The following is a 26,624-nucleotide window of genomic DNA, read 5'->3' as shown; positions in this document are numbered from 1 at the left end:
GCGGCCGCGCGGCCGCGGCGCACGCGCAGGCGCGGCGCGTCGGCGGGGCCGGCGTCAGCCGTCCTCCGGGAGCATCTCGCGCGGCAGCGCGGGGCTCCTCGCGGCGACGGCCGCGTCGGCCAGGTCTCGGACCTTGACGAGGATCGCCTGCTCCGCGTCGCTCTCCGCCTCCTCGCAGAGCGACCGGATCTGCCAGAGCAGCTTGCGCGTGCGCCGCAGCTCGAAGACGAGCCACCGGGTCTCCGGTCGCGCCTCCAGCGGGTGGCGCTCCAGCTCGACCTCGATCTCGCGGATGCGCTCCTCGATCTGCTCGCCGGTCGGAAAGATGCGGCCGTTCCCGTTGCAGTCCTTGCACAGGTAGGGTCCGGAGTCCGTGTTGATCTCGCCTTCGCCGTAGCAGCTCGCGCACGTGATCAGATCGTAGGAGTTCATGCTGGGCACTCTATCCGATCCTGCGGCGCACCGGAGAGCGCGGTGCGGGCCGGCAGCGCAGCAGCATCCCGACCTCGCGGGCCCGCCGGGGGCGGAGCGGTCGGCCGCGCCGGCCCCGCGATCGCCGCGCGCCGGCCCAAGCTGGCCGGCATCCGCGCGTCCTAACTTCGCTTGCCCCGCTCCTTGCGATAATTGGGAGGCCTCCCCGTGACCTGCCCTCGTTCCTCGCTCCGGGGCGCGCTCTGCGTCCTCTCCCTGTGCGTCCTTTCCCTCGGCTCGCTGCGCGTCGCCTGGGCGGCCCCGCAGCGCCCGCGGCTCGCCGTTCACCGGGCGCCGTCGGCGGCTGACTGCCCCGATGCGCCGTCGCTGGCCGCGGCGGTCGAGCGCGTGATGAAGCAGCCCGCCCTCGACCCGGTCAGCGCCCCGGCGGCGGCGGACGGCGCCCCCGCGGCCGCGGGCAGCGCCCCGGCGGCTGCGGGCAGCGCCCCGGCGGTGGCGGGCAGCGCCCCGGCGGTGGCGGGCAGCGCCCCGGCGGCTGCGGGCGGCGCCCCGGCGGCTGCGGGCGGCCTCCCGGCGGCCGCCACCCCCGCGCCGTCGCTCGCCGGGGATGCCCCGTCGACCGCCGGGGCCGCTGCTCCGGGCGCCGGCGATGTGCCCGAGTACGAGGTCCACTTTCTCCGGACCGAGACCACCTACACCGCCGTCCTCCAGGCCGGAGGCCGCGCCCGGCAGCTCTCGTCCGAGGCGGGGGCGACCTGCGGCGAGCTCGTCGAGGCGCTGGCCCTGACCATCGCCATCCTGCTCGACAGCGAGCCAGCGCCCGCGCCGCCCCCCCCGGTCGCGCCCGCGCCGCCCCCTGCCGCGCCCGCGCCGGTCGTGCCCGCGCGCAGGCCCGCGCCGCCGCCCCCTGCGCGTCAGCCGCCGTCCTGGGACGTCTCGGCGGAGCTCGGCGCCGCGGGGACGGTGGGCATGCTCGACCCGTTCCGGGCGGCCGCCACGGGCGGCGTCTCGCTGCGGCGCCGCGCGTGGTCGGCCGGGCTCGGCGCTGTGTGGCTGCCGCGCCAGGACATCGACATCGAGCCGGGCGTCGCCGCCATCGGGCTCGTCGCGGCGACGGCGCGCGGCTGCGCCACGATCGCCGGCGAGCTCGACGAGGTCCGGCTCTCGGCCTGCGCGGCGTCGATGCTCGGCGCCGTCCACGGCGCGGGCAGGGGGTTCAGCCCGAACCGCGAGGACTCCGCGCTCTGGTTCGCCGTGGGCGGCTCGGCCATCGCCGAGGGGCCGCTCTTCGGCACCCGCGCGCTGGGCTGGTCCGCGCGCGCGACGCTCCTCGCGCCGATCGCGCGGGCGCGCTTCACGGTCGACCGCCGCGCGGGCAGCGACGCCGGCGCGCCTGTCACGACGGACGCCGTGCTCGACCCCTCCCCGGTGGGGTTGCTCGTGGGGCTGGGGGCCCGCGTGTCGATTTTCTGATCCGACGTGTCGATTCCCTGATGGCGAACCAGGCGACCTTCCACTGAGGGGGCGAGCATGACGAGAAGCGGCAGGCCACGATGACCTTCGGAGAGGTCTATGCGCAGCATTTTCGGTTCGTGTGGCGTTCGCTGCGCCGGCTCGGCGTGCCCGAGAGCGACGCCGCCGATGCGGTCCAGGACGTGTTCCTGGTCGTCCACCGCCGGCTTCCCGAGTTCGAGGGTCGGTCAAAGATCACGACCTGGCTGTACAGCATCTGCTTTCACGTCGCCCGCGACCGGCGCAAGCTCGCGCACATGAGACGGCGCGCCCACGACGACGAGCCGCTGCTCGACTGCGCCGACGACCGCGCCGACGTCGGCGCGCAGGCGGAGCGACGGCAGGCGATCGAGCTGCTCGAGGCGATCCTCGACGAGCTGCCCCTCGAGCAGCGCGCCGTGTTCACGCTGTTCGAGCTCGACGGCATGGGCGGCGAGGAGGTCGCGGAGCTGCTCGACGTCCCGCTGGGGACGGTCTACTCGCGCCTCCGCCTCGCGCGCGACGCGTTCCGCCGCGCGGTGGCGCGCCTGAACGCGCGCGACCAGTTCCGCGTGGGCGGGCCGACGGTCACGAAGTCGCAGCCCGTACTGAAGGCAGCGGCCGTCGACGCCGGGATCTCGGCCGCGGAGCGCGCGCCGGCCGCGCGGGGGCCGGCGTCGAACGTTCTGCCCTTGCCGGGGGTCGAGCGGCAACCCGTCTGGAAGCACGCGGGAGGGGAGCGATGAGCGATCCGATGCGCTGGATCGACGCCGACGGGAGCGCGCTCGAGGTGGAGCGCGAGCTCCTCCGCGCGGCGCCGCCGATGGACCCGCCCGACGGAGAGCAAGAGCGGGTGTGGGCCGCGATGGCCGCGCAGCTCGGCCTCGCCGCCGGGGCCGCCACGCTCGGCGGGGCTCAGGGCGCCGGGGGAGGGGCGCTCTCGGCCCAGGCGGGCAGCGCGGCGAGCGCGGGCAGCCTGGGCACAGGCGGCGCGGGCCAGGCCGCCGCCGCCGCGTCGGCGGGCAAGGTCGCGGTCGCCGCGCCTGCGGCCAAGGTCGCGGTCGCCGCGTCGGCGGCGGGCAAGGTGGCGGCTGCGGCCGCGGGCGGCGGCGGTCTCGCCGGCGCTGCCGGCGCGGCGGGCGCCGCCGGCGCGGCGGCCGTGGCGGGCACCGCGGGCATCGTGAAGTCGATGCTGCTCGGCGCCGCCTGCGGGGGCCTGTTCCTCGCAGGCTATGCGGTCGTGGTCCCGACGGCCGTCGCGCCGCGGGCGCAGGTCGTCGAGGCCGCGCCGGCCGTCGCGCCGCCGGCTGCCGCGCCGGTGGCGCTGCCGGCGAGCCGGACGCCTGCGGCGCCCGCCGAGGCGGAGGCCGAGACGGCGGCGCCGGCCGAGACGGCGGCGCCGGCCGAGGCGGCGGCGCCGGCCGAGGCGGCGGCGCCAGCCGAGACGCCTGCGCGGGTCGCGCCGCTCGCGCGCGCCGAGGCGCCCGCGCCGGCCGCCATCCCGACCGCGCCCCGCGCGGCCGCGGCGCCTCCGAAGCTGGCAGCGCCGCGGCCCGAGCCCGCCGCGCGCCAGGCGCCCGCAACCGAGGCAGATGGCACCGGGGCCGCACCCGCGCCGGACGCGGCAGACGCCGCCCCCGGCGCGGACGGCGCGTCCACCCCGGCGGCGCTGCGGGAGAGCCGGCTGCGCGAGGAGCTGACGCTCCTCGGCGACGCGCGCGCGGCGCTCCGGCGCGGCGACGCCGCGGGAGCGCTGGTGATCGTCGAGCAAGCGCGGCTCCGCTTCCCTGGCGGCGCGCTCGCCCAGGAACGCGAGGCGCTCACCATCGAGGCGCTCTGGGACAGCGGCCAGCGCGCCGCAGCCGCGCAGCGCGCATCGGCATTCCTCCTCGCCTACCCCTCGAGCCCCCACGTCTCTCGCCTCCAAGCCTTCACCCGCTAGAGCGGGGCGCTCCCGCTTCGGATACGGGCCCATCTCGGCGTTTTCGGTGCTCGGCGTACTGGAGTACGCCTCCGCGCCGAAAACGCCGATCTGGGCCCGTCTCCTGTGCGGGAGCGCCCCGCTCTGAGGCCGCAGAGGAGGATCCGGGAAGGGGGGGAGCGGGAGAGAGAGAGAGAGGGCGTTGTGTCGACTCGGGGGGCACGGATTTGTTGGGTGGAGGTGCTTTTTTGAAATGGGGGGCGGGGTGAGCGCCCCTTCATGCTCGTCAGTGCCGGTGCTCGGCGGGGCCGCTTGGCGCCGCTCAAGGAGAAGCCATGATGCCGAAACTCTCACGATCCTTGTCGTCCTGCGTCGTCCTGGGCGCCATCGTGGTCGCAGGATGTCAGGTGGAGGTGTCGCTCGGCGAGGTAGACGCCAGCTCGAGCGCGGGCGGCGGAAGCAGCGGCACCACCACGGGCACGGGCACGGGCACGGGAGGCTGGGACGCGCCGCAGTTCACGCCGGATAAGGTCGATCTGCTGTTCGTGGTCGACAACTCCGGGTCGATGACGGACAAGCAAGAAGTGCTGCGCCTGGCGCTCGCCGATGTCGTCAGCGGCATGACCAACCCGCCTTGCCTCGAGCCGAGCGGACGTCCAGCGAGCACGCAGCCCGGGAGCGGGTTGAGCCCGTGCCCGACAGGCACGTCGCGCGCGCGCACCCCCGTGAACGACATGCACATCGGCGTGATCAGCAGCAGCCTCGGCGGCCATGGGTCGGGCGCCTGCCCTCAGCAGACGTCCGTTTCCAACGACGACAGGGCCCACCTCCTCGCGCGCTCGGATCCGCAGTCGGCGGAGAACGATCTGCCAACCTACCTGGACAGAGGCTTTCTCGTGTGGGACGCGGCCGGGAATCACGGCCCCGCAGGAGACTCCGATCCGGTCGAGCTCGCCACCAAGCTCGGCGCGATCGTGGAAGGGGTCGGGCAGGCGGGGTGCGGCTTCGAGGCGCCGCTGGAGAGCTTTTACCGCTTCCTCGTCGACCCCGAGCCGTATGGCACAATCGAGATCCAGGGGGATGCCGCCGTACCCACAGGGATAGACGAAACGGTCCTGCAGCAACGGAAGGACTTCCTCCGGCCGGACTCGCTCCTGCTCATCGTGATGCTGTCCGACGAGAACGACTGCTCGATCAAGGACGGAGGCAGGGATTACCTCGTCGCCGAGACGAGGAACGGCTTCAGGCTGTGGCGGCCGCGAAGCGAGTGCGCCACCAACCCGAACGACCCGTGCTGCAGGTCCTGCTCCCAGGAACAGACCGGCTGCCCTGAGGACCCGACCTGCACCGGCGCTGATGGTTTCGCCGCCAGGCTCTCCGCGGCGGAAGACCCGGTGAACCTGCGGTGCTGGGACCACAAGCGCCGCTTCGGATTCGATTTCCTCTATCCGATCGAGCGCTATATCGAGGCGCTCACGTCGCCCACCGTGCCGGCGCGGAACGGAGACCTCGTGCCGAACCCGATCTTCGCGGATCTGGACCCCGAGGACGGCAACACGCGGACCCGCGGGCCACAGCACATCGTCTTCACAGGCATCGTCGGGGTGCCGTGGCAGGACCTCGCGCGCCAGAACGCGGACGGGATCCCCGATCTCGTGGACGGCCTCGACGCGGAAGGCAACCCGGTCGGCGGGCTCAAGGACGCCGCCGAGCTCGACGCCCCGGTGCCCGGCGGCTTCAGCAGCACCTGGCAGATCGTCCTCGGCGATCCGGCGAACCACGTGCCGCCCGCGGACCCGTTCATGATCGAGTCGCAGACGCCCCGCTCGGGCGCAAACCCGATCACCCTCGATCAGCTCGTCCATCCGGACGCCACGGGGTGGAACGCGATCAACGGCCGGGAATACACGATCCCGCCGGGGAGCACGGGAGACCTCCAGTACGCCTGCATCTTCAACCTCCTCACCGAGCGCTCCTGCGTTGAGAACTCCCAGAGCTGCGACTGCCGCGAGATCGGGACCAACGTGAACGACAGCCCGCTGTGCAAGCCGGAAGGCACCAACGGCCTGGAAGATCCCGGCGACCGGGAGACGATACAGCAGCGGGCCAAGGCGTACCCGGGCCTCCGCGAGCTGCAGCTCCTCCAGCGCCTCGGGGAGCAGGGCGTCGCTGGATCCATCTGCCCGGCGCAGCTCTCGGACGCCTCGTCGCCCGACTACGGCTACCGGCCGATCATGAACGCGGTGCTCGACCGGCTCTCCTCCGCGCTCTGACCACGGCGACCGGACGATGCCGCCCGGCCGCATGGCGGAGCGCCGGTCCTCCGGACCTCCGTCGAACGAAGATGATTTTTTGAAATGGAAAGCCGCGCGTGCCTCCCTTCACGCTCTGCCACAGCGAATCTTCCGCGGCGCCTCCCGGCTCCGCTCAAGGAGGCATCATGTCATCGAAGCTCTCGCGAAGCCTGCCGCCCTGCCTCGTCCTGGGCGCCATCGCGCTCGCAGCATGTCAGGTGGATCTGTCGCTCGGCGGGGCAGACGCGAGCTCGGGCGTCGGGGGCGAAGGCGGGGGCAGCGGCGGGACGGGCGGCCTCGACAGCCCCGTCTCCAGCACCAGCGTCAGCACCACCACGGGCGCAGGGGGCTGGGATCCCCCGGAGTTCACGCCGGACAAGGTCGATGTCCTGTTCGTGGTCGACAACTCCGGCTCGATGGCAGACAAGCAAGAGCTCCTGCGCCTCGCCCTCGGCGACTTCGTCTCCGGCATCACCAACCCACCCTGCGTGGAGCCGGACGGCTCGGTGCGCGGTCGACCCGGGAGCGGGCTGAGCGCATGCCCGGAAGGCTCAGCGCGCGTGCATACCCCCGTGTACGACATGCACATCGGCGTCATCAGCAGCAGCCTCGGCGGCCACGGGGCGAGCGCGTGCTCGAGGAGCATTTCCCCCTCCAACGCCGACATGGCTCACCTCCTCGCCCGCTCCGATCCGAGCGTGACGACGAACGATCTGCCGACCTACCAGGACAGGGGATTCCTCGTGTGGGACGCGAAGGGGAGCCATGACCCCGTAGGGGACTCCGACCCGATCACGCTCACCACCAAGCTCGATAACCTGGTGCGGGGGGTCGGAGAGGCGGGGTGCGGCTTCGAGGCGCCGCTGGAGAGCTTCTACCGGTTCCTCGTCGATCCCGAGCCGTACCAGACGATGGCCATCGAGACCGAGACCGCGGTGCCGGCAGGGATCGACCACACGGTGCTGGAGCAGCGCAAGGGCTTCCTCCGGCCGGACTCGCTCCTGCTCATCGTGATGCTGTCCGACGAGAACGACTGCTCGATCAAGGACGGAGGCAGGAACTACTTCGTCGCCGAGACGAGGAACAACTTCAGGATGTGGCGGCCGCGGAGCGAGTGCGCGACCAACCCGAACGACCCGTGCTGCAGATCCTGCTCCCAGGATCAGAGCGGCTGCCCCGCGGACCCGACCTGCACGGGCCCGGACGGCAATGCTGTCAGGCTCACCGCGGAGGAAGATCCGGTGAACCTGCGGTGCTGGGACCAGAAGCGCCGCTTCGGGTTCGACTTCCTCTACCCGATCGAGCGGTACACCGAGGCGCTCACGTCGCCCACCGTGCCGGCGCGGAACGGAGACCTCGTGCCGAACCCGATCTTCTCGGATCTGGATCCCGAGGACGACAACACGCGGACCCGCGGGCCGCAGCACGTCGTGTTCACGGGGATCGTCGGGGTGCCGTGGCAGGACCTCGCGCGCCGGAACGCGAACGGCGTCCCCGATCTCCTGGGCGGCCTCGACGCGGAAGGCAACCCGGCCGGCGGGCTCAAGGACGCCGGCGAGCTCGGCGCCCCGGTCGACGGCGGCTTCAGCAGCACCTGGGAGATCGTCCTCGGCGATCCGGCGAACCACGTCGCGCCCGCGGATCCGTTCATGATCGAGTCGAGGGCGCCCCGCGCGGGTGTGAACCCGATCACCGGCGATCAGCTCGTCCACCCGGACGCCACGGGGTGGAACGCGATCAACGGTCGCGAGTACACGGTCTCGCCGGGGAGCACGGGAGACCTCCAGTACGCCTGCATGTTCGACCTCCTCAACGAGCGCTCCTGCGAGGGGAGCAGCCAGAGCTGCGACTGCCGCGAGAGCGTGACCGGGGTGAACGACAGCCCGCTGTGCAAGCCGGAAGGCACGAACGACCTCGGCGATCCCGGCGACCGGGATTCGATACAGCAGCGGGCCAAGGCGTACCCGGGCCTCCGTGAGCTGCAGCTCCTCCGGAGCCTCGGGGAGCAGGGCGTCGCGGGATCCATCTGCCCGGCGCAGATCTCGGAAACCTCGTCGCCCGACTACGGCTATCGGCCGGTCATGACCGCGGTGCTCGACCGGCTCTCCTCGGCGCTCTGACCCCCTGCGATCACGGGGACCGGCCGTCGCAGCGAGGCCTCACGCCGTCGCGCCGGTCCTCCGGAACCTCGTCAAACCAACAAGCTCTCTTTTTGAAATGGGAAGCCGCCCGTGCGTCCCTTCATGTCCTGTCACGATCGGTCTTCGGCGGCGCCTCCGGGCCCCGCACAAGGAGGAACCATGTCATTGAAGATGTCACGAACCCTGTTGCCCTTTCTCGTCCTGAGCGCCGCCTCGGTCGCCGGATGTCAGCTCGAGGTCTCGCTCGACGGACTCGACGCCACCACCGTCTCGAGCTCGGTCGCCGGCAGCAGCACCAGCGTCGGCAGCGGCGGCAGCGTCACCAGCGTCGGCAGCGGCGTCTTCGGCGGCAGCAGCACCAGCGTCGGCAGCGTCGTCAGCGTCGGGAGCGGCGTCTTCGGCGGCGAGGGCGGCGGCGGCTTCGGCGGTGAGGGCGGCGGCGGCGGCTTCGGCGGTGAGGGCGGCAGTGGCGGCCTCGGCGGTGAGGGCGGCGGCGGCTGGGATCCGCCGCAGTTCACGCCGGACAAGGTCGATCTCCTCTTCGTGGTCGACAACTCTGGAACGATGGCGGACAAGCAGCAGATCTTGCGGTCGGCGGCCGCCGACCTCGTGTTCGACATCACCAACCCGCGCTGCGTGGACGGCGCCGGCCACCCGGTGGCGGAGACGGAGCAGCCCGCGAGCGGGATCGAGCCATGCCCGGAAGGCACCTCGCGCGCGCGCCCGCCCGTGAACGACATGCACATCGGCGTGATCAGCACCAGCCTCGGCGGCCACGGGTCGGGCGCCTGCGCTCCGACGACGTCCGCTTCCAACGTCGACATGGCCCACCTCCTCGCGCGCTCCGATCCGGGGGTGGTGGGGAACGACCTCCCCACCTACCTGGACAAGGGCTTTCTCGTGTGGGACGCGGCCGGGAGCCGCACCCCCGCGGGAGACTCCGACCCGGCCGCGCTCGCCGGCAAGCTCGGCAACATCATTCAAGGGGTCGGGCAGGCGGGGTGCGGCTTCGAGGCGCCGCTGGAGAGCTTCTACCGGTTCCTCGTCGATCCGGAGCCGTACCAGACGATCACCCTGGATGACGACTCCGCCGTGCCCGTCGGGATCGACGTCACGGTTCTGCAGCAACGGAAGGAATTCCTCCGGTCGGACTCGCTCCTGGTCATCGTGATGCTGTCCGACGAGAACGACTGCTCGATCAGAGACGAAGGCAGGAACTACCTCGTCGCCGAGACGAGGAATGGCTTCAGGTTGTGGCGGCCGCGGAGCGAGTGCGCCACCAACCCGAACGACCCGTGCTGCAGGTCCTGCGCGCAGAATCAGGACGGCTGCCCCGCGGACCCGACCTGCACGGGCCCGGACGGCAATCCCGCCAGGCTCTCTGCGGCGGAAGACCCGGTGAACCTGCGGTGCTGGGACCAGAAGCGCCGCTTCGGGTACGACTTCCTCTACCCGATCCAGCGGTACACCAACGCGCTCACGTCGCCCACCGTGCCGGCGCGGAACGGAGACCTCGTGCCGAACCCGATCTTCTCGGATCTGGCTCCCGAGGACGGCAACACGCGAACTCGCGGGCCGCAGCACATCGTGTTCACGGGGATCGTCGGGGTGCCGTGGCAGGACCTCGCGCGCCAGAACGCGAGCGGGGTCCCCGATCTCGCGGACGGCCTCGACGCGGAAGGCAACCCGGTCGGCGGCCTCAAGGACGCCGGCGAGCTCGGCGCCCCGGTCGACGGCGGCTTCGACAGCACCTGGGAGATCGTCCTCGGCGATCCGGCGAACCACGTCGCGCCCGCGGACCCGTTCATGATCGAGTCGCGAGCGCCCCGCTCGGGCGCGAACCCGATCACCGGGGATGGAATCGTCCAGCCACACCAGACGGGGTGGAACGCGATCAACGGCCGCGAGTACACGGTCTCGCCGGGGAGCGCGGGAGACCTCCAGTACGCCTGCATCTTCGATGTCGAGGAGCGCTCCTGCGAGGGAGCTGCCCAGAGCTGCGATTGCAGGGCGATACCGGGCGTCACCATCGACAGCCCGCTGTGCATGCCCGAGGGCACGAACGACCCGGCGGAGCCCCTCCCGCGCACGACGACGCAGGTCAAGGCCAAGGCGTACCCGGGCCTCCGCGAGCTGCAGCTCCTCCAGAGCCTCGGGGCTCAAGGGGTCGCGGGCTCGATCTGCCCGGCGCAGACGGCGGACACCTCCTCGCCTGACTACGGCTACCTGCCGGTCATGAGGGCGGTGCTCGACCGGCTCGACGCGGCGCTCTGACGCAGGCGGCGGTCGATCGTCGCGACCTCGTGCGCGGGCGGCGCGCGGAGCGCACGCGCCGCCCCGTCGCACAAGGGGAGAGGACCTCCGCCCGGGGGGGCCGGCTCACCCTGTGGCCAGGCCGTTGGCACAGATGAGACACTACTGAGACACAGCGAGACATCTCGATCGCGCGGTGAGCGCCTCGGAGAGGGTGAATCTCCGCGCGAAATGCGGCGCGTTCCAGTGGCACCGAAGCTGCTTGAAGTGGCACCGAAGCTGCTTGAAGCGGACGCCAGGATGGGAAGCCGTCCCGGAGGACGCTCTGCGGGCGAGCGCAGACCACAGCATTCCTGCTGGCGGTCTGGCGGTCGCCGGGGGCGTTCTCCGCGGCGGCGCCCGCACGCCAGGGTTGTCGCGCGGTCATCGTCTGGAGGCCGCAGCGGGGTTCGGACAGGCACAACGCGGAGGTTCTGATGCGCCACAAGGGACTGGCTTTCTTGCTCATCGTGATCGGACTCGTGGGCTGCGCGAAGGAGGACGACGGCGATACAGGTGAAACGCAGGATCCGCAGGGAACGGAGTCCTGCGGAGGGTTCCTTGGGACGAGCTGTCCAGAGGGCCTGGCGTGCGTGGACGACCCGAGCGATGACTGCGACCCGGAGCACGGCGGGGCCGACTGCCCAGGCGTGTGCGTCGACGAGCCGCCGCCGCAGGTGTGCGGGGGCTTCGCGGGGCTGCCGTGCCCCGACGGGCTGGAGTGCGTGGACGACCCGGGCGACGACTGCGACCCGGAGCGCGGCGGCGCGGACTGCATCGGCGTCTGCGTGGAGCCGAAGCCCACCGCGACGATGTGCGGGGGCTTCGCGGGGCTGCCGTGCCCCGACGGGCTGGAGTGCGTGGACGACCCGACCGACGACTGCGACCCGGAGCACGGCGGCGCGGATTGCGGCGGCATCTGCGTCGAGCCGAAGCCCACGATGTGCGGCGGGATCGCTGGGTTCCCGTGCCCCGAGGGGCTGGAGTGCGTGGACGATCCGGGCGACGACTGCGATCCGAGGCACGGCGGCGCGGACTGCGGCGGCATCTGCGTGGTGGCCGAGCCCGCGCCGACGATGTGCGGCGGCATCGCGTCGATCCCGTGCCCCGATGGGCTCGTGTGCGTCGACGATCCGCGCGACGACTGCAGCCCGCCGATCGGCGCGGACTGCGGCGGCATCTGCGTGAAGGGCTGAGCCGGCGCCGCGCAGGAGGCGCGCCGTCCCGAGGGACGAGGGCGCGCCCTGCGCGGCGGGCGCTCAGTACCGGTGCTTCCAGAGCAGGTCGAGGGTCGTCCCCGCCTGCGCGCCGGTCGCCATCCCGGCCCGCACCGACCAGTCGCGGCGGAAGCGCCACTCGAGGCTCACCTCGGCGCGGCCCTGGGCGCCGGCGGAGCTGCCGCTGCGCGACGTCCCCGTCCCTTGCCCATCCGTCGGGCCCGCCTCGTAGCTCGCGCTCGCGGTCACGCGCTGCCCGAGCTGGTAACCCACGGTCGTCTTCAGCGCGCCCTGGTCGGTCGTGTCGAGCTGCGTCTCGAAGTTCTGGAGCGGCCCGATGCTCTGGAGGATCATGTTGATCTGCGCGGACGCGAGCCCGGTGCCCACGCCGGCCGCGACCCCGCCGGCGGCGCTGCTGCCGCCGCCGGAGCCGGGCTCCTCGGTGGACGTGCCGCCCGCCAGCGTCCCCTCCGCGTACTCCTTGCCGAGCAGGAGCTCCGCGATGACCTCGTTCTCCGGGCGCGGTGGCTCCGAGCGGAAGGTGATCTTCTCCTCGGTGATCGGGTTCAGCTCGCCCACGTAGTCGATGTAGATGCGGGTCCCCTCCGGCGTGTCGTGGAACGCCTTCACGTTCAGGTACGGGTTCGAGGGATCCCCCTGCAGCGCGACGACGCCCGGCTCGATCTCGAACTCCTTGCCGATCACCTCGAGCTTCCCCGAGACGATGTTCACGTTGCCCTCGATCTTCGTCTCCCCCGCGACCGTGATGCGGAGGGGGTGCGCGCGATCGCCGGCCAGCGAGGCCTGCACCATGTCGCCCTCGATGCCGATCCCGCCCAGGTGGACCTCCATGACGAGCGGCGTGCCGCCCGCGTCCTGCTTCGGCGCGCCGTCCGGCGGCTCGGCCGGCGCGCGCCGCGCCTCGTACTCCTCCTGGCTGAGCGGCGCCGAGGTGACGATGTCCTCGTTCTCGTCGAGCGGCTGGACGCTCCGCCCGATCGTCGGCGGCAGCGTCAGGTTGAGCGTGGGCACGTCGACGCGGACGGCGATCTGGTCGTCCCGCTGCTGCGCCGCGAGCACCACCTTGCCGCGCACGTCGCCCATCGGGACGCCCTCCAGCGCGATCGGGAGATCCCGGCCCTTCGGGATCTCGAGCTCGGCGCGGGCGCTCTTGAAGGCGAACCCTTGCATCTGGAGCGTCGCTCCGCCGCGGACCAGGCCGCTGCCGGCCTCGGCGCGAATGTCCTCGATGCGCAGCTCGCCGGAGGGGCTCGCGGTCACGCGGAACGAGGCGTTCTCGAACGGCTGGCCGATCGTGGCCACGTGGACGAGGCCCTTGGTCAGGCGCATCTGGCCGGTGAAGCCCGCGTGCTCGCCGAGCCCGAGACGCACGTCGCCGTCGAGGGTGCCGTCGAGCCGGTTCACCGAGCCCTGAACGAACGGCTCCACCGCCGCGAGGCGGAAGCGGTCGACCGACAGCGACACCTCGGCGTTCTGATCGTCCGTGAGCGTCGGGATCGCGTTCGCCTCCCACGTCACGGGCGCCTCCGCCTTCGCCTCGAGGCGGCCGCCGTCGCGCGCCACGAGCCGCACGTCGGCCACGGCCGCGGTGCGCCCGCCGTCGCCCGGCGGCGGGATGTTCAGCGACACCTCGGCGGTCTCGTACTGCGCGTCGGGGCCGAGCTTCAGGCCCGGGAACTGGAGGCGCGCCGCGACCTCGGGCGCCGCCCCGAAGAGGCCGCGCACCGTGACCTCGCCGCGCGCCTGGCCGCTGACCTGCATGTCCGCGAGGACAGGGATCTCGGCGAGCGGCAGGTCCGCGATCTTCGCCTCGAGGTGGCCCTCGCTGAAGAGCGGGGCGCCCGGGGCGCCGCCCATGAGGGCGGCCGCGTTCGCGCCGAGCTTCGCCTTCGCGGTCATGTACGTGCGCGGGCCGCGGAACGCGTACGCGTCGAGCGCGGCGTCGCGCCCGTCGTAGACGAGCAGCGTGTCGAGCCGGAGCTTGCCGAGCGGCGAGGGGCCGCCCATGCCGCCCACGTTCGCCGCCGTCGCGCGGGCCACGAGCCTGGGCTCGGCGATCGTCCCCGCGAAGTACACGTCGACCCCCGCGGCGCCGGACAGCACCGGGGTCCGCTTCCCGAGCGCGGCCAGCTCGGCGAGATCGTTGAGCTTTCGGCGTGGCACCTGGAAGTGCGCCGCGATCGGCATCCGCGGGAGCGCCGCCGCCGGATCGGCGAGGAGCGCCGGGAGATCGGCGTCGAACGCGGCCGAGAGCTCCGCCACGAGCCGGTGATCGAACACCGAGAGCGTGACGTGCGCGTCGCCCGTCTTCGCGTCGAGGTCGCCGGCGAGCCGGGCGTCGAGCTTCCTCGACACCCACGCCGGCACCCCCGTCTTCTCGTCGAGGGGCCCGGCCGCGCGCAGGCCCTCGGTGCGGATCAAGAGGCTCCGCACCGAGGGGAGCCGCTCCCCGGCCTCGCGCACCACCGCGAGGCGCGCGGTGAGCCGGCCCGCGAGCTCGCTCAGGGCGACCGGCACCGGCGACGCCTGGGCGAGGCACCCGAGCTGCCACGCGTCGGCTTCCATCCGCGCCGAGCCCGTGACCGTCTGCCAGGTGCGCTCCGAGAGGAGCGAGCCGCGCAGGTTCGCCGCGCTCCCGTCGACGAGGACGCGCGCGATCGCGCCGCGGCACACAGGCGGCGGCGGCGCCTTCGGGCGCTCCGCGAGGTCGCCGATCGTGGCCGACGGCTTGCCGGGCGTCGCGCCCTGCCGGTGGGCCTCCCGGGACTGCGCGGGCGGGGGCTCGGGCGGGGCGATCAGGCGGACCAGGCCGTCCGCCTTCAGCGCCTCGCCCTCGATGCGCGCGGTCATGTTCATCGACAGGCGCGGCGCCATGCCCGGCACCGATCCGTCCTCGAGCTCGACCAGCACGTGCCCGGCGCGGCGCTTCCCCCGGCCGCGCATCGACACGTCGAGGTTGGCGAGGCCGCCGACCCCGAGCGGCACGCCGGCGACGTCCGCGATGCGCTGGAGGTCGATCGCCGTGCCGCGGAGCTCGCCCTCGAGCTCGTCCCCGACGAGCGACAGGCTGCCCTGGAGATCTCCCACGCCGTCGCCGCGCAGGGCGAGGTCGCGGACGGCGATCCCGCGGTCCCACGCGACGCGGGCCGCCTGCGCGACCATCTCGTCCTCGCCGCGCGCCACCGTGACGCGGATCCGCCGCGCCTGGCTGCCCGGGATGTCGAGGTCGGCGGAGGCGGCGATGCGGCGCTCCGCGCTGGCCAGCGACACCCGCACGCGCGGCGCGGTGACCGGGCCCGCGGCGCTCGCGGCGACGCTGTCGAACGCGTACTGCTGCGCGCGGAGGTCCGCCCCCCGGAACGCGCCGTCGATCGTGAGCTTGTCGAGGGGACCGGCGGCCTTGGCCCTGATCTCGCCGCGACCGAGCTGCAGATCGGATCCGACGCGGAGCCCGGCGACGCGCACGGTCGCCCTGGCGTCGAGCGCGTCGTTCTTGAGCGCGCCCTCGACGTGGAGCGCGGCGCTGCCGTGGATGCCGCTCGGCACGCGCTGCACCGCGCTGAGCGACGGGATCTCGCTCCGCGCCTCGAACTGGATCTCGCCCTCCTTCGAGAGGGCGACGCTCGCCTCGATGGGCGCGCCGGGCTCGTGGATCGTCGCGTCGGCCCGCAGCGCGCCGCGCTCGAAGGTCGCGCGCGCCTCGGTCGCCGGCACGCGCTGCCCCACGACGAGGAACGGCTCCGTCTTCGCCTCGGCGACGATGCGCGGCCCGCCCTCCTCGTCGAGGGTGATGTCGCCGCGCGCCTCCGCGCTCACCCGCGCGGCCGGCGCCGCCGCCCCGACGAAGGCGCGCGGATCGAGCTCGGTGATCCGGACCTCGGCCGTGATGCGCTTCGGATCGAGCGCGTCGAGGCGCGCGCGGGCGGTGATCTCGCCGGTCACGGCGTCGTCGGTGACCAGCGGATCGAGGACCGCGACGCGCGCGGTGACCGAGAGATCCGAGAGCTCCCCGTCGGCGGTGACAAGGACCGAGAGCGGCCGCGCGAGCGGCACGCTGGGGTCGATCGCGAGCGCCGCCTCGGGCGTCACGCGCGCCGACGAGACCCGCGCCGAGACGCGCTCGTCCTTCAGCGTCCCCTCGGCCGTGATCGGGATCGCGCCGACGCTCCCCTCGACCCGCGCGGTGAGCTCCATCGGCGCGTCCGCGGGGACGCTCACGTTCCCGGCGATGCTGGTCGCCTCGACCGGCACCGGCAGGAGGCGCCGCTCGGTGATGCGCACGCGCTCGATCGCATACCGGCTCTGGTCCGCGACGACGATCGCGCCGGCGAGGTTCTCGATGGTCGCGTCGATGGGGCTCTCGGGGGCGACCGTGCCGTGGACCGCGGCGTGGTCGAGGATGACGCGCGAGAGCTCGAGGCGGAGCGGCCGCCCGTCCTCGGCGGGCGGCTCCTCCGACGGCTTCGGCGTGAACGCCTGCGCGAGGGTGAGCGCGCCCTGCTCGTCCTGCTCGAGCAGGGCGTCCACGTCGCCGACCCGGACGAGCGGGATGGTGATGGCGAGGTCCCCGTCGCCGAGGAGGAGCTCCTTCACGATCGCGAGCGCGTTGAAGTCGGCGTGGACGCCGCTGACGCGCAGGAGCTCCGTCCCGCGGGGGTGGCGCACGGTGACCGTGGAGACGTCGGCGGTGAAGAGGCCGAGACGGTCGATGTGCGCGATCTCGATCTGCCCCTCCAGGCTGGATCGCAGGATGTCGTTGACGAGCTGCCTTGTGAGGTTGCGCGTCGAGGCGACGTTCAGGTGAACGACCGCGCCGACGGCCGTGGCCGCGACGAACACGCCTCCCAGGCCGATCACGCTGGCCGACACGGCGGCCGCGCGGGCGAGCGCCCGGCGGAAGCGGCCCTGCCGGTGCGGGACGGCTGCGCTGGACACGGGCGGGAGGGTGGGATCTTCGGGCATGGTGATCAGCTAGGGATAGAGGTCAGCATCGCAGCTCCGCGAGGCCAACCAACCGACAAATCCGGGGAGACCCGATGGGCTCTTGCAGATCTCCCTGAGGGCGCGGCAGGCGGTCGCGCCGTCCGACGCGAAGCCGGGGGCCACGGCACGAGCGCGCCCGCCGTCTGCTGGACGGCGGGCGCTGTCGATCGTCGTGCCCCGCGGGGGCGGGGCTCCGGTCGCTCGCCTTCCGTGCGGTCACGCGCGCGGGAAGTCGTGGCGCGGGACCTCGTACGGCGATGGATCGGGGATCTCGTGCGTGTGCGCGGGCGCCGGCACCTCCGGTTGGTGCTTCTCCGGAGCCCCTCCGGGCGTGGGCTGCTCCGTCGTGCCCGGGAGATGGATCTCACGGTCCGGCGACGTGCGCCCGGGCGAGCCGGGGGTCTCCGGCGGTTCGCCGGGGGGGCTCATGATCGGCTGCGGCACGCCGGGCCGCCAGGGCTCCCCGTTCGGCGGTTGAGTTGCGTTGCTCATGGCTTCACCCAGTCCTTTGCGCATGCCGTGCGTCACGAGGGGACGCGGCGCCCGAGCGCGAGCGAGATCACGGCGAGCACCAGGAAGGCCACGAACAGGATCTTCGCGATGCCCGCGGCGCTCGCGGCGATACCGCCGAAACCGAAGATGGCGGCGATGATAGCGATGATGAAGAAGGTGACAGTCCAACCGAGCATGATGTCCTCCAAGGGGTCTCAGGGCGTCGATCCGTTGTCTTTGTGGAGACGACCTCAACGCGAGTTCTGATTGCCGGATTGCACCCCCCGTGCCGAAGCGTGGCAGAGGCTGGCGGCCGCCGCGCGCCGCGGCCTTCCGGGCCGGACGCGGCCGCAAGACGGCGAGCTCGGCGCCGCCGCTTCCGTCCGGGCACGCGAGCGGCGCCCTTTTTGTGGGGCATGATGCCCCGATCGTGACAGGGTGGACCTGTGCGGGCGCCGGGCGCGGCCGCGCGGCGTGGGTCCCGCTGCACGAAGGCTGCACGCGGACGCCCCACAACTTCCCGGATCGGGCGACTCCGGACGGGTTATAAGGTCCTCGCCATGCCGAAATCGAAGGTTGCTGTCATCCGCACGTCCCCCGCGACGGTGCTCTCGGACTACCACCGGCTGATGAACCTGGCCGGTTACCAGGATGTGGTCGCCAAGGACGCCGACACGGCGCTCAAGGTGAACATCTCCTGGCACTTCTTCTACCCGAGCTCATCCACGACGCCCTGGCAGCTGGAGGGTGTCATCCGGGCGATGACGCAGGACGGGTACTCGAAGGACCTGATCCACGCGTGCCACAACCGCACGGTCGTCATCGACGCCCACCTGGGTGAGCGCGAGAACAAGCAGGTCGACGTCGTGCAGGCGCATGGCCTGCGCAACGTGCACCTCTACGAGGGGGAGGAGTGGATCCCGATCGGCGATGCGGTCGGCGATCTGCGGAAGAAGTTCCTCTGTCTGAACGAGGTGTACCCGAAGGGGTTCTCGATCCCGAAGCGCTTCATCGGCGAGAACATCATCCACCTGCCGACGGTGAAGACCCACATCTTCACGACGACGACGGGCGCGATGAAGAACGCCTTCGGCGGCCTGCTCAACGAGCACCGGCACTGGACGCACCCGGTCATCCACGAGACGCTCGTGGATCTCCTGATGATCCAGAAGAAGATCCACCGCGGGGTGTTCGCGGTGATGGACGGCACCTTCGCGGGCGACGGCCCGGGGCCGCGCTGCATGGTGCCGCACGTGAAGAACGTCCTGCTCGCGTCGGCGGACCAGGTGGCCATCGACGCGGTGGCGGCGAAGCTGATGGGGTTCGACCCGATGCGCGACTGCAAGTTCGTGCGCCTCGCGCACGACCTCGGCCTCGGGACGGGCGACGTGCGCGACATCGAGCTCGTGGGCGACCTGGACGCGGCGAACGAGAACTGGAACTTCGACGGGCCGTTCAAGGAGATGACGTTCGCCTCGCGCAACCAGCACCGCATCTACTGGGGTCCGCTCAAGAAGCCGGTCGAGTGGTCGCTCAAGACCTGGCTCGCGCCCTGGGCCTACGTGGCGTCGGTCACGTACCACGACATGTTCTGGTACCCGCGCTACGCGAAGGAGAAGATGGCGCCCGTGCTCGAGAGCCCGTGGGGCCGGCTGTTCGCGAACTGGGGCAAGGTGCAGCCCGACGCCGAGGGGCGAGGGTACCCCGACGTGGGGACGGCGAGCCCGGATCTGGTGCGCACCGGGATAAGGCACTTCCTGGAGGGCATGCGCCTCGTGGGGATGGCCGTCGCGGAGTCGCCGGAGATCCAGGTCCGCAAGCGGGCGCGCGCGCAGGCGGCCGGCGGGAGCGGGGCGCCGGCGGTGTAGCCGTTGCGGCGAGCCGGCTCCGGAGCGCGGTGCGCGCGGGGACGGTGCCGCTCCTCGACCTGTGAGGAGCCCAGGGCCCAGCGCCGGCAGACGCCGGTGCTGGGCTTTCGCGCATCATGGGCCGGAACCCGTGGGGGGCGCTGCTTGACGCGCCCGTCACCATGCGCTTTCATTGACGACACGTCGAAAAAGGCGGACCGGTTCGGTGAGCCCCGGTCACTTCCGCAAGGAAGCTCTGTCCGACGCACAAGCGCCAGGACCCACGACGAGCAGGGCGCAGTTTGTGCTGCGCCTTGGTCGGGCGTCCATGGGCGAGCACATCCATCACCAGCATCTTGCGAGGGCGCGCGCCGGCACACGTCGGCGCCGGAGCGCTCGCGCATGGCGGGGCCCGACCTTTCATCCACCTGAAAGGACCCGACATGCACCTCAATCATCTCGATCTCTGCGTATCCAACGTCCGGGAGACCAGCGAGTTCTTCGAGCGGTTCTTCGGCTTTCGCTGCCAGCGGGAGAAGGGGCGCGACGCCCTCGCCATCCTGCAGGACGAGGCCGGCTTCACGCTCGTCATCAGCCGGCTGCGCGCCGACGATCCGACCAGCTATCCGGCCCAGTTCCACGTGGGCTTCCTGCTCGAGAGCGAGGCCGCGGTCCACGAGGCCCATGAGCGGATGACGGCGGCCAGCGCCGGCATCGTCTCCCCGCTGCGGGACGTCCGCGGCGGGCCGGCCTTCTACACGCGCGCTCCCGGCGGCGTGCTCGTCGAGGTCAGCCACCGTCGCTGACAGCGCTGGGGCGACGCGTAGACCGCGAGCGCCTCGCCAGGCAGCGCGTCGCGCGGCGTCGCTCAGGCGTCCGCGGGCCGGGCGAAGACCTTGAGATAGAGCTCGTCAACCGCCAGATCGCATCCGATCGAGGCGAGCTGAAGCTGCTCGCCCGGGCCGAGCACCCGGAGGAGCCAGGTCCCGTCCGGCTGGCGGCAGAAATGCTCGATCTCCACGTGCAACTGGGAGAGAAGGACGTAATCGGTGATCGAAGGGATCCCCCGATACAGGGCGAACTTGTCGCCGCGGTCGTAGCGCTCCGAAGACTCGGAGAGGACCTCGAAGACGGCCGTGGGGTTGAGGAGCGTGTCGCGGCGTTCGTCCTCGAACAGGGGTTGACCGCAGACGACCGACGCGTCCGGGTAGACGTAGCGGTTGGCCGTCACGTTCTTGATCCGCAGGTCGGACGCGTGCGCCTCGCACGGCCGCGCCCGCAGGGCGCTCCGGAGCTCACCCACCACGTTGGCCGCGATGAGGCTGTGCTCGCGCGTGCCGCCTGACATCGCGAACACCTCACCGTCAGCGTACTCGTGCTTCTGCTCGGAGGAGCGCTCGAGCGCCAGGTACTCCTCCGGGGAGAGCTTCGCCTCGGATGCCTTCTGGGCCATGCGGCATGGTAGCACCCGCCCCCGACGCCGGCGCGGCGCTCCTTGATCCGCCGCTCAGCAGGACGGCGCGGCGGGAACCTGAGAGGGAGGCGCGTGGCGCCGACGATGGCCGTGCGCTGCCGACCGAGACCACCCGCGCCGCCGGCTCCTTCCCGCAGCGCTCAGCGCGTGCTCAGCGCGCCGCGCTGGTGGCGTGCGACGGCCGTCGCCCCGACGTCACCGCCGGCGCGGCGCCCGCGATGAACCTGACGCGCACCGGCCTCGGTCGGAGCGGCGGCAACGACCGCGCGAGCGCCTCGTAGGCGTCGCGCCCCACGCGCCGCGCCTCGTGCACGAGCGTCGCCCAGATCTCGGCCTCGCGCGCCTCGGCGTTCTCGGCCGCGCGCGGATCGAAGCGCAGCCCGCGCTCGATCGGCTCGGCGCCGGGCACGCCCTCGGCGGGACGCTGCGCCGCGCGGTCGCGGAAGACGCCGGGCCCGAAGCGGTCGTACTGGAGGATCGTGTGCGCGGTCGACACGGCGCCGGCCCAGGGATAGGTGCGCAGGGTCCAGCCGCGGGACAGGTCGGCGAGCCGCTCGTCGACGTCGGCGCGCTCGGCGTCGGTCTTCCACGGCTCGCGCGGGACGAAGAACAGGCCCAGCCCGAGCTCGTCGCCCTCGAGCTCGAACACCTCGTCGATCCCGAACCGCTCCGGCGTCTGCGCGACGAGCGACCCGTGCGTGAGCCCGAACTCGCCGACGATGTAGACCGCGAGCGCCTCGCGCCGCGCGCGCAGGAAGTCGAGCGTCGCGACGGCCTCGGCGTGCGTCTCGGTGGGGAAGTCCGTGAAGCACATCGCCTCGGCGGCCACGCCCGCGGACGCGAGGTGGTCGATCACGTCGGAGACGACCTCGACGGGCGCGCCCTTGTCGATGAGGCCGAGGACGCGCGGCGACGCGGACTCGACGCCGAGCGCGCACGCGACGGCGCCCGCGCGGCGCAGCACGTCGGCGCGCTCCTGCGTGAGGTACTTCTCCGGCTTGAGGTCGGTCGCCCACCGGACGTCGAGGCCGGCGTCGAGGATCGCCTGCGACATCTTCACGAGCGTCTTCGGCGCGACCGAGTCCTGCGACAGGTAGAAGTGGCGCGTGCCGTGCCGCGCCGCGAGCGCCCCGAGGTGCGCGACGATGGTCTCGACCGCGCGCTCGCGGTACGCCGCGGTGCCGACCTCGGCGAGGCCGTAGTGGCAGAAGGTGCACTTGCCCCAGTAGCAGCCCCGCGTCGGGTCGTACGGGAGCACGAGCGCGGGCGCGAGGTAGGCGTGGAGCGGGAGCCCGTCGAAGTCGGGCGCGGGGAGCGCCTTCAGGTCCTCCATGCCGTGCCCCGACAGCCACCGCGCGCCCAGCAGGCGGTCGCGCACGACGACGTTCGGCACGTCGCGCAGCGGCCGCCCTTCATCGAGCGCGCGGGCGAGCGCGAGGAGGGTGTGCTCGCCCTCGAAGAGGCACGCCGAGTCGAACGGGCCGAGCGCTCGCGAGAGCCGCTCGCCCGAGAGCCGGAGGAGCATCTGCGTGACGCCCGGCCCGCCGCACGTGACGTGCACGCCGGGCAGCGCCTGCTTGATCTTGTGCGCGAACGCGTACGCGGGCTGGAGCTGGCCCGGGAAGCACACGGAGAGGCCCACGACGTCGGCGCGCGCGTCGCGGAGTCGGGGCACGAGCGTCTGCTGCACCCAGCCGTCGAACGGGTCGTGCTCCGGCCGGCTCGACCGGGCGATCTCGTCCATCGAGAGCAGGCCGAACGGGGTCCGGTACGCCGTGAAGTCGAGCTTGAGCGGGTGGTGCGTGGCGGAGACGACGCCGAGCGCCGCCTCGATCGTCGCGACCGCGCGGGCGTAGGCGTCGGGGTCGTAGAAGCCGTCGCCGGAGCGCAGCGTGGCCTTGGCGTGGTCGATCGCGGCGGGGACGGCGTGCGCGTCGCCGCGCGCGCGGGCGAGCGCGAGGTACTCGAGCTGATCGGCGTGCGGCAGCGCGGGGCGGCGGTCGAGCTCGCCGAGGCGCGCCTCGAGGCGGTCGCGGAGGCCGGCCATGCTCTCGGGCGTGAGCAGCGCGTCGAAGGCCTCGACGTTCGCGTCGACGGGCAGCACCTCCACGCCGTTCGCGCGGAGGAAGCCGGTCAGCATCGGCACCGCGAGGTACGGCGCGGTGGGGTCACAGGTCGGCGGGTAGACGAGCGCGATGCGCATTCGGGCGGCGGTCTAGCACGGAGCGGGGGTAGCGTCCGGGCCGGTCGTGGAGCAGGGAATCTCCTTGTGCCGTTGCAGCGGTGAAGCGGCAGTCTCCAGGGGAGGTGTCCATGCGCAAGATCGTCGTCCACGAGCCCGGCAGCCACGACAAACTCCGCGTCGAGGAGCACCCCGACCCGAGCCCTGCGCGCGGCGAGGTGCTCGTCGACGTGCAGGCAGCGGGCGTCAACTACGCCGATTGCGTCGTCCGCATGGGCCTCTACGAGTCGGCGAAGAAGTACGTCGGCTGGCCGATCACGCCCGGCTTCGAGGTCGCCGGCACGGTCGCCGCGCTGGGCGAGGGCGTGTCCGATCTCGCGCCAGGGGCGCCCGTGTTCGCGGTGACCCGGTTCGGCGGCTACGCGTCGCGCGTCGTGGTCCCGCGGCACCAGGTCTACCCGCGGCCGGCGCGCCTCACGCCGGAGCAGGCGGCCGGCTTCCCGGCGGTCTTCATGACGGCGTACTACGCGCTGTACGAGCTCCTGCGGCTGCGGCCGGGCATGGTGGTGCTGGTGCACTCGGCCGCCGGCGGCGTGGGCGGCGCGCTCGTGCAGCTCGGCAAGATCGCCGGCTGCCGGGTGGTGGGCGTCGTGGGCGCCGCGCACAAGGTCGAGGCGGCGCAGCGCCTCGGCGCGGACGCGGTGATCGACAAGAGCCGCGAGCCGCTCTGGTCCGCGGCCGAGCGGCTCGCGCCCGAGGGCTACGACGTGGTCCTCGACGCGAACGGGGTCGAGACGCTGCGGCAGAGCTACCGGCACCTCGGGCCGGCGGGGAAGCTCGTCGTGTACGGCTTCCACACGATGCTGCCACGGCAGGGCGGCCGCCCGAATTACCCGAAGCTCGCGCTCGACTTCGTGCGGATGCCGCGCTTCAACCCGCTCGACCTCTGCAACGACAACAAGAGCGTGCTCGCCTTCAATCTCTCGTACCTGTTCCACAAGACGGAGATCCTGCGCGAGGCCATGGACCGGCTCGTGGGCTGGCTCGAGGAGGGGCGCCTGTCGGCGCCGCCGGTGACGACGTTCCCGCTGGAGAGGGCAGGAGATGCGCACCGGGCGCTGGAGTCGGGGAGCACGGTGGGCAAGCTGGTGCTGACGATGTAGGGCGCGAGCGCTGTCGGAAGGTCCGCGTGGTGGATCGAGGGGGCTCTGGCCGGCGGGCGCGGTCGCCGAAGGGCAGAAGCCGGCCAGCACGAAGTCGACAGCGGCGGCCGTGTCCGTCTTCGATCGGCAGGGGGCGCTGGGCTCCGGGGAGAACTGAATTTCAACCTGGAGGGTGTCGAGAGGCGCCGGGAGAATTGAGATTCAACCTGGAGGTTGCCAGTAGCCGCCGGGAGAATTGAATTTCAACCCGGAGGCTGCCCGGGGGTGTGTCGCCGATCCTGCACGAAGGCCTGCACGTCGCGTGGGGCGCAGGACGCCGAGCTCGGCCGACACACCTTGTGAGCTGAGCTCCCGCGGCTCGCCTCACGGCGTGCCGTATTCGTGCCGCGCGCGCCGCAGGATCGCCCGGATCGCGGTCTCGCTAGGGCGACCACCGAGGAAGAGGACATCGGAGATCACCCCATCCCACCGAAAGCTGTTCTGCGAGTCGCCGCCGATCGTGTACGCCGTGAGCGGCACGTTATTCAGGGACACCACCGCGGACGTGCCATCCACGATCAAGGCGGAATTCGCACCATCCACAATCACACCGTACAGGTGAGGAATGAGCGGGTCGATTCCGGACATGTTGCGCTGAACCTGCCCGTCGTTGAACGCGAACGAGGTGGCGGTGTTGACATACATCAGGGCGCCCGTCGTGAGGCTGCCGTTTCTGCCAACCAAAGTCCCGGCCGCCGCGGTGCCGTTCTTTTTTGCGACTGCAAAGATTGCGTAGGGAGGGTTCAGTGTGACGCCCGCGAGGCGGTACTGCTGCATCACGCTTCCGAAGGAGAGCGCCGGCTTGTGCCCGAGGCTGTCCGCCTCATAGGTTGCCAGGTTGGCCGAGGAAAAGGCCGAGACGTGGCGCAGGTTGCCGCTCATGTCCACGAGCTGCCCCACCCCGAGCTTGTGCTCCCAGTACATCAAGTTGTTATAGCTGCCGGCCGGGAAGGTGAGCACCACACCCGTGGTACCGAGCGTGTAAACGCCGTTCGCTGGCATGGCGACGTCGTTCTCACCCCAGATCCCACCGCGGAGGAACGACCACGCGAACCGCGGCGCCGGGGTGCCGCCGCGCGTGCCGCCGCGGGTCATCTCCACGCGCAGGTGCCCCGGAACGGTGGAGGTGCCGGAGATGGCGAGCGCTGGCGCGCTGTTGAATGCGGTGGGCGTGCCGGCCACGGGGCCGCCGAGGAGATCCGCGCCGGCCTTGTAGTGAGCGAATACCGTGCCGAGGTCCTCCGGGCGGAAGGGGAAGTCATCCCCCACGCTCCCGGCGGTCATCTTCTCCTGGCCCCAGTCGTTCGGGTGGACGGGGTCTGTGGTGTTGTGCAGGGCGGCGTCCTCGAGCGTCCAGAAGTCGCCGCCCCAGATCACATCACACCACGGCGAACGGGTTGCGGCGAGCGCCGCGAGCGCGTCCCGCTGCGCGTCCCACGCCACGCCAGCAACGGCGTTTTCCGTCACCTCCCGCGTGTACGTCATGATCCGCACGCGCACTGAGGGGTTGGCCTCGTGGATGGCATCGGCCAGGTACCCGGCAGAGGCCACGGTGTTGGCGGGGCTCATTTTTGCGTTAGCGTAGTCGTTCCGAGTGATCTGCAGGATCACCACCTTCGGGTTCTGTTCCAGGAGCTTCAGCGCCAGGGGGCGATAAGCCGCGAGGGGGGGGTGCCGCCCACGAGGTGAGCGAGGCCATCGCCTCCGGCCGCATGAGCGATGAACGCAACTCCCTTCCTCGCCATCATGAAGCGCCAGGAATTGACGCCGGGGATTGAGCTGTGCGCACCTGCGCCCTTGCTGTCCGCGATCGTCACGACCGGCCGGTTGGCCGGGAGCACCAGATCCACGGAGGCGCTCCCGGGGAGGTACACGCCCACGGGGAAGACACCTCGGTTTTCTCCACGGATTGCGTCCAGGTTGGCCGTGGATGCAATCAAGCTGGTCATCTGCGGGCCGGAGTAGATCGCGAAGGAACGCCAGGCCCCGTTGCGCGCGCCAGGTACCGTGATCCGGCCGAAGGTGGCGGTGTTCGCCACGACCGATACAGCGGGGTCAATCGGCTCTCCGTCCACCCACACGGAGGGATTCGCGCGCTCCGCACCCATGAGGCGCTTGACGGTATCGACGTACTCCACGTCAAACTCGCTGGCATCGGTTTTCAGGAGGATGTGGGCAAACTCGGACATCTCGCAGTGCCGAGGATTTCGCCACGCCTGGAGGCACTCGTGGGTGGGCTCGTTCGTGGCGTGGAGGATGGCCGGGTGGACGTTCACCCGCATGAAATCGTTGTAGAGGGAGCTGTCTGCGCCGACAGGCCGCACCCGGAAGCGCCCGCAGAGAAAGCTGGCTTGCGCCGCACCGCTCCGCACCACGATCCTCGCGAGGTACGGCACGCCCGCGGGGAGGGCGACCGCGGGGGCGACCACGTTCTCCGGGGCCGTGGTGGGGGTGTAGCTCGAGGTGGCGATGACCGTCCCGCCCACCGCATCGGTGATCTGAAACTGGATCGCGCCGGCCGGGGTGCTCGGGGGAAGCACGACGTGGTCGAGCTCCAGGCGCACCGCCGGCACGCCGGCCGGGAGCTGGAACATGCGCTCGAGTCGCGCGCCGTCCGGAGCTCGGCGATCGTAGT

The 26,624-nt window shown here is 72.2% G+C and carries 18 protein-coding genes; 10 read left to right on the top strand and 8 right to left on the bottom strand.

The annotated features are described in order from the left end of the window. Positions 1-54 precede the first annotated feature (54 nt). Positions 55-432 (bottom strand): hypothetical protein, encoded by a 378-nt coding sequence (locus WME76_RS23495; RefSeq protein ID WP_437954521.1) that lies wholly within the window; start codon positions 430-432, stop codon positions 55-57. Between the two features lie 207 nt (positions 433-639). Between WME76_RS23495 and WME76_RS23490 the strand changes: the two genes are divergently transcribed. The 7 genes from WME76_RS23490 to WME76_RS23460 all read left to right on the top strand — a co-directional run bounded on the left by WME76_RS23490 (position 640) and on the right by WME76_RS23460 (position 11,767). Then, entirely contained in the window at positions 640-1,905 is a 1,266-nt protein-coding gene (locus WME76_RS23490) for a hypothetical protein (protein WP_437954520.1), read from the top strand. Positions 1,906-1,985: 80 nt separating this feature from the next. Next, entirely contained in the window at positions 1,986-2,669 is a 684-nt protein-coding gene (locus WME76_RS23485) for an RNA polymerase sigma factor (RefSeq protein WP_437954519.1), read from the top strand. Positions 2,670-2,677: 8 nt separating this feature from the next. After that, the gene (locus WME76_RS23480; protein ID WP_437954518.1) at positions 2,678-3,865 is read left to right on the top strand and encodes a hypothetical protein; all 1,188 of its coding nucleotides are present in this window, start codon (positions 2,678-2,680) and stop codon (positions 3,863-3,865) included. A gap of 314 nt (positions 3,866-4,179) precedes the next feature. Then, on the top strand, positions 4,180-6,117 hold the full coding sequence (locus WME76_RS23475; protein ID WP_437954517.1) for a hypothetical protein: 1,938 nt from the start codon (positions 4,180-4,182) through the stop codon (positions 6,115-6,117). A 167-nt stretch (positions 6,118-6,284) separates the two neighbouring features. Beyond that, positions 6,285-8,258: a hypothetical protein gene (locus tag WME76_RS23470; RefSeq protein WP_437954516.1), complete on the top strand. Its 1,974-nt coding sequence runs from the start codon at positions 6,285-6,287 to the stop codon at positions 8,256-8,258. Positions 8,259-8,438: 180 nt separating this feature from the next. Beyond that, complete coding sequence (locus WME76_RS23465; RefSeq protein WP_437954515.1) at positions 8,439-10,553, top strand: hypothetical protein; 2,115 nt, start codon at positions 8,439-8,441, stop codon at positions 10,551-10,553. 455 nt (positions 10,554-11,008) lie between these two features. After that, complete coding sequence (locus WME76_RS23460; protein WP_437954514.1) at positions 11,009-11,767, top strand: hypothetical protein; 759 nt, start codon at positions 11,009-11,011, stop codon at positions 11,765-11,767. A gap of 63 nt (positions 11,768-11,830) precedes the next feature. Here the strand turns inward: WME76_RS23460 and WME76_RS23455 are convergent, their stop codons facing one another. The 3 genes from WME76_RS23455 to WME76_RS23445 form a co-directional block, all read right to left on the bottom strand. After that, complete coding sequence (locus WME76_RS23455) at positions 11,831-16,771, bottom strand: translocation/assembly module TamB domain-containing protein (RefSeq protein ID WP_437954513.1); 4,941 nt, start codon at positions 16,769-16,771, stop codon at positions 11,831-11,833. Between the two features lie 237 nt (positions 16,772-17,008). Then, positions 17,009-17,284, bottom strand: coding sequence for a hypothetical protein (locus WME76_RS23450; protein ID WP_437954512.1), 276 nt, complete (start codon positions 17,282-17,284; stop codon positions 17,009-17,011). A 32-nt stretch (positions 17,285-17,316) separates the two neighbouring features. Further along, positions 17,317-17,481: a DUF1328 family protein gene (locus WME76_RS23445; RefSeq protein ID WP_081426868.1), complete on the bottom strand. Its 165-nt coding sequence runs from the start codon at positions 17,479-17,481 to the stop codon at positions 17,317-17,319. Between the two features lie 363 nt (positions 17,482-17,844). Between WME76_RS23445 and WME76_RS23440 the strand changes: the two genes are divergently transcribed. Both WME76_RS23440 and WME76_RS23435 read left to right on the top strand, forming a co-directional pair. Next, positions 17,845-19,152 carry a DUF362 domain-containing protein gene (locus tag WME76_RS23440; protein ID WP_434041229.1) on the top strand — a complete coding sequence of 436 codons (1,308 nt, stop codon included), beginning with the start codon at positions 17,845-17,847 and terminating at the stop codon, positions 19,150-19,152. A 422-nt stretch (positions 19,153-19,574) separates the two neighbouring features. Next, on the top strand, positions 19,575-19,937 hold the full coding sequence (locus WME76_RS23435; protein ID WP_437954511.1) for a VOC family protein: 363 nt from the start codon (positions 19,575-19,577) through the stop codon (positions 19,935-19,937). A 62-nt stretch (positions 19,938-19,999) separates the two neighbouring features. Here WME76_RS23435 and WME76_RS23430 read toward each other — a convergent pair whose 3' ends face one another. Further along, positions 20,000-20,584: a Uma2 family endonuclease gene (locus WME76_RS23430; protein ID WP_437954510.1), complete on the bottom strand. Its 585-nt coding sequence runs from the start codon at positions 20,582-20,584 to the stop codon at positions 20,000-20,002. A gap of 172 nt (positions 20,585-20,756) precedes the next feature. Beyond that, positions 20,757-22,808, bottom strand: coding sequence for a B12-binding domain-containing radical SAM protein (locus tag WME76_RS23425; protein ID WP_437954509.1), 2,052 nt, complete (start codon positions 22,806-22,808; stop codon positions 20,757-20,759). 110 nt (positions 22,809-22,918) lie between these two features. On the opposite strand from WME76_RS23425, the gene WME76_RS23420 reads away from it, so the two are divergent. Further along, complete coding sequence (locus tag WME76_RS23420) at positions 22,919-23,950, top strand: synaptic vesicle VAT-1 family membrane protein (protein WP_437954508.1); 1,032 nt, start codon at positions 22,919-22,921, stop codon at positions 23,948-23,950. Positions 23,951-24,313: 363 nt separating this feature from the next. Here the strand turns inward: WME76_RS23420 and WME76_RS23415 are convergent, their stop codons facing one another. Beyond that, entirely contained in the window at positions 24,314-25,603 is a 1,290-nt protein-coding gene (locus tag WME76_RS23415; protein WP_437954507.1) for a hypothetical protein, read from the bottom strand. A gap of 23 nt (positions 25,604-25,626) precedes the next feature. Beyond that, positions 25,627-26,583 carry a hypothetical protein gene (locus WME76_RS23410; protein ID WP_437954506.1) on the bottom strand — a complete coding sequence of 319 codons (957 nt, stop codon included), beginning with the start codon at positions 26,581-26,583 and terminating at the stop codon, positions 25,627-25,629. Positions 26,584-26,624 lie beyond the last annotated feature (41 nt).

It is taken from the genome of Sorangium sp. So ce119, assembly GCF_051524405.1.
GTDB lineage: Bacteria > Myxococcota_A > Polyangia > Polyangiales > Polyangiaceae > Sorangium > Sorangium cellulosum_G.
Note: the sequence above shows the minus strand (reverse complement) of the source record. Positions and strands in the feature narration are given on the sequence as shown.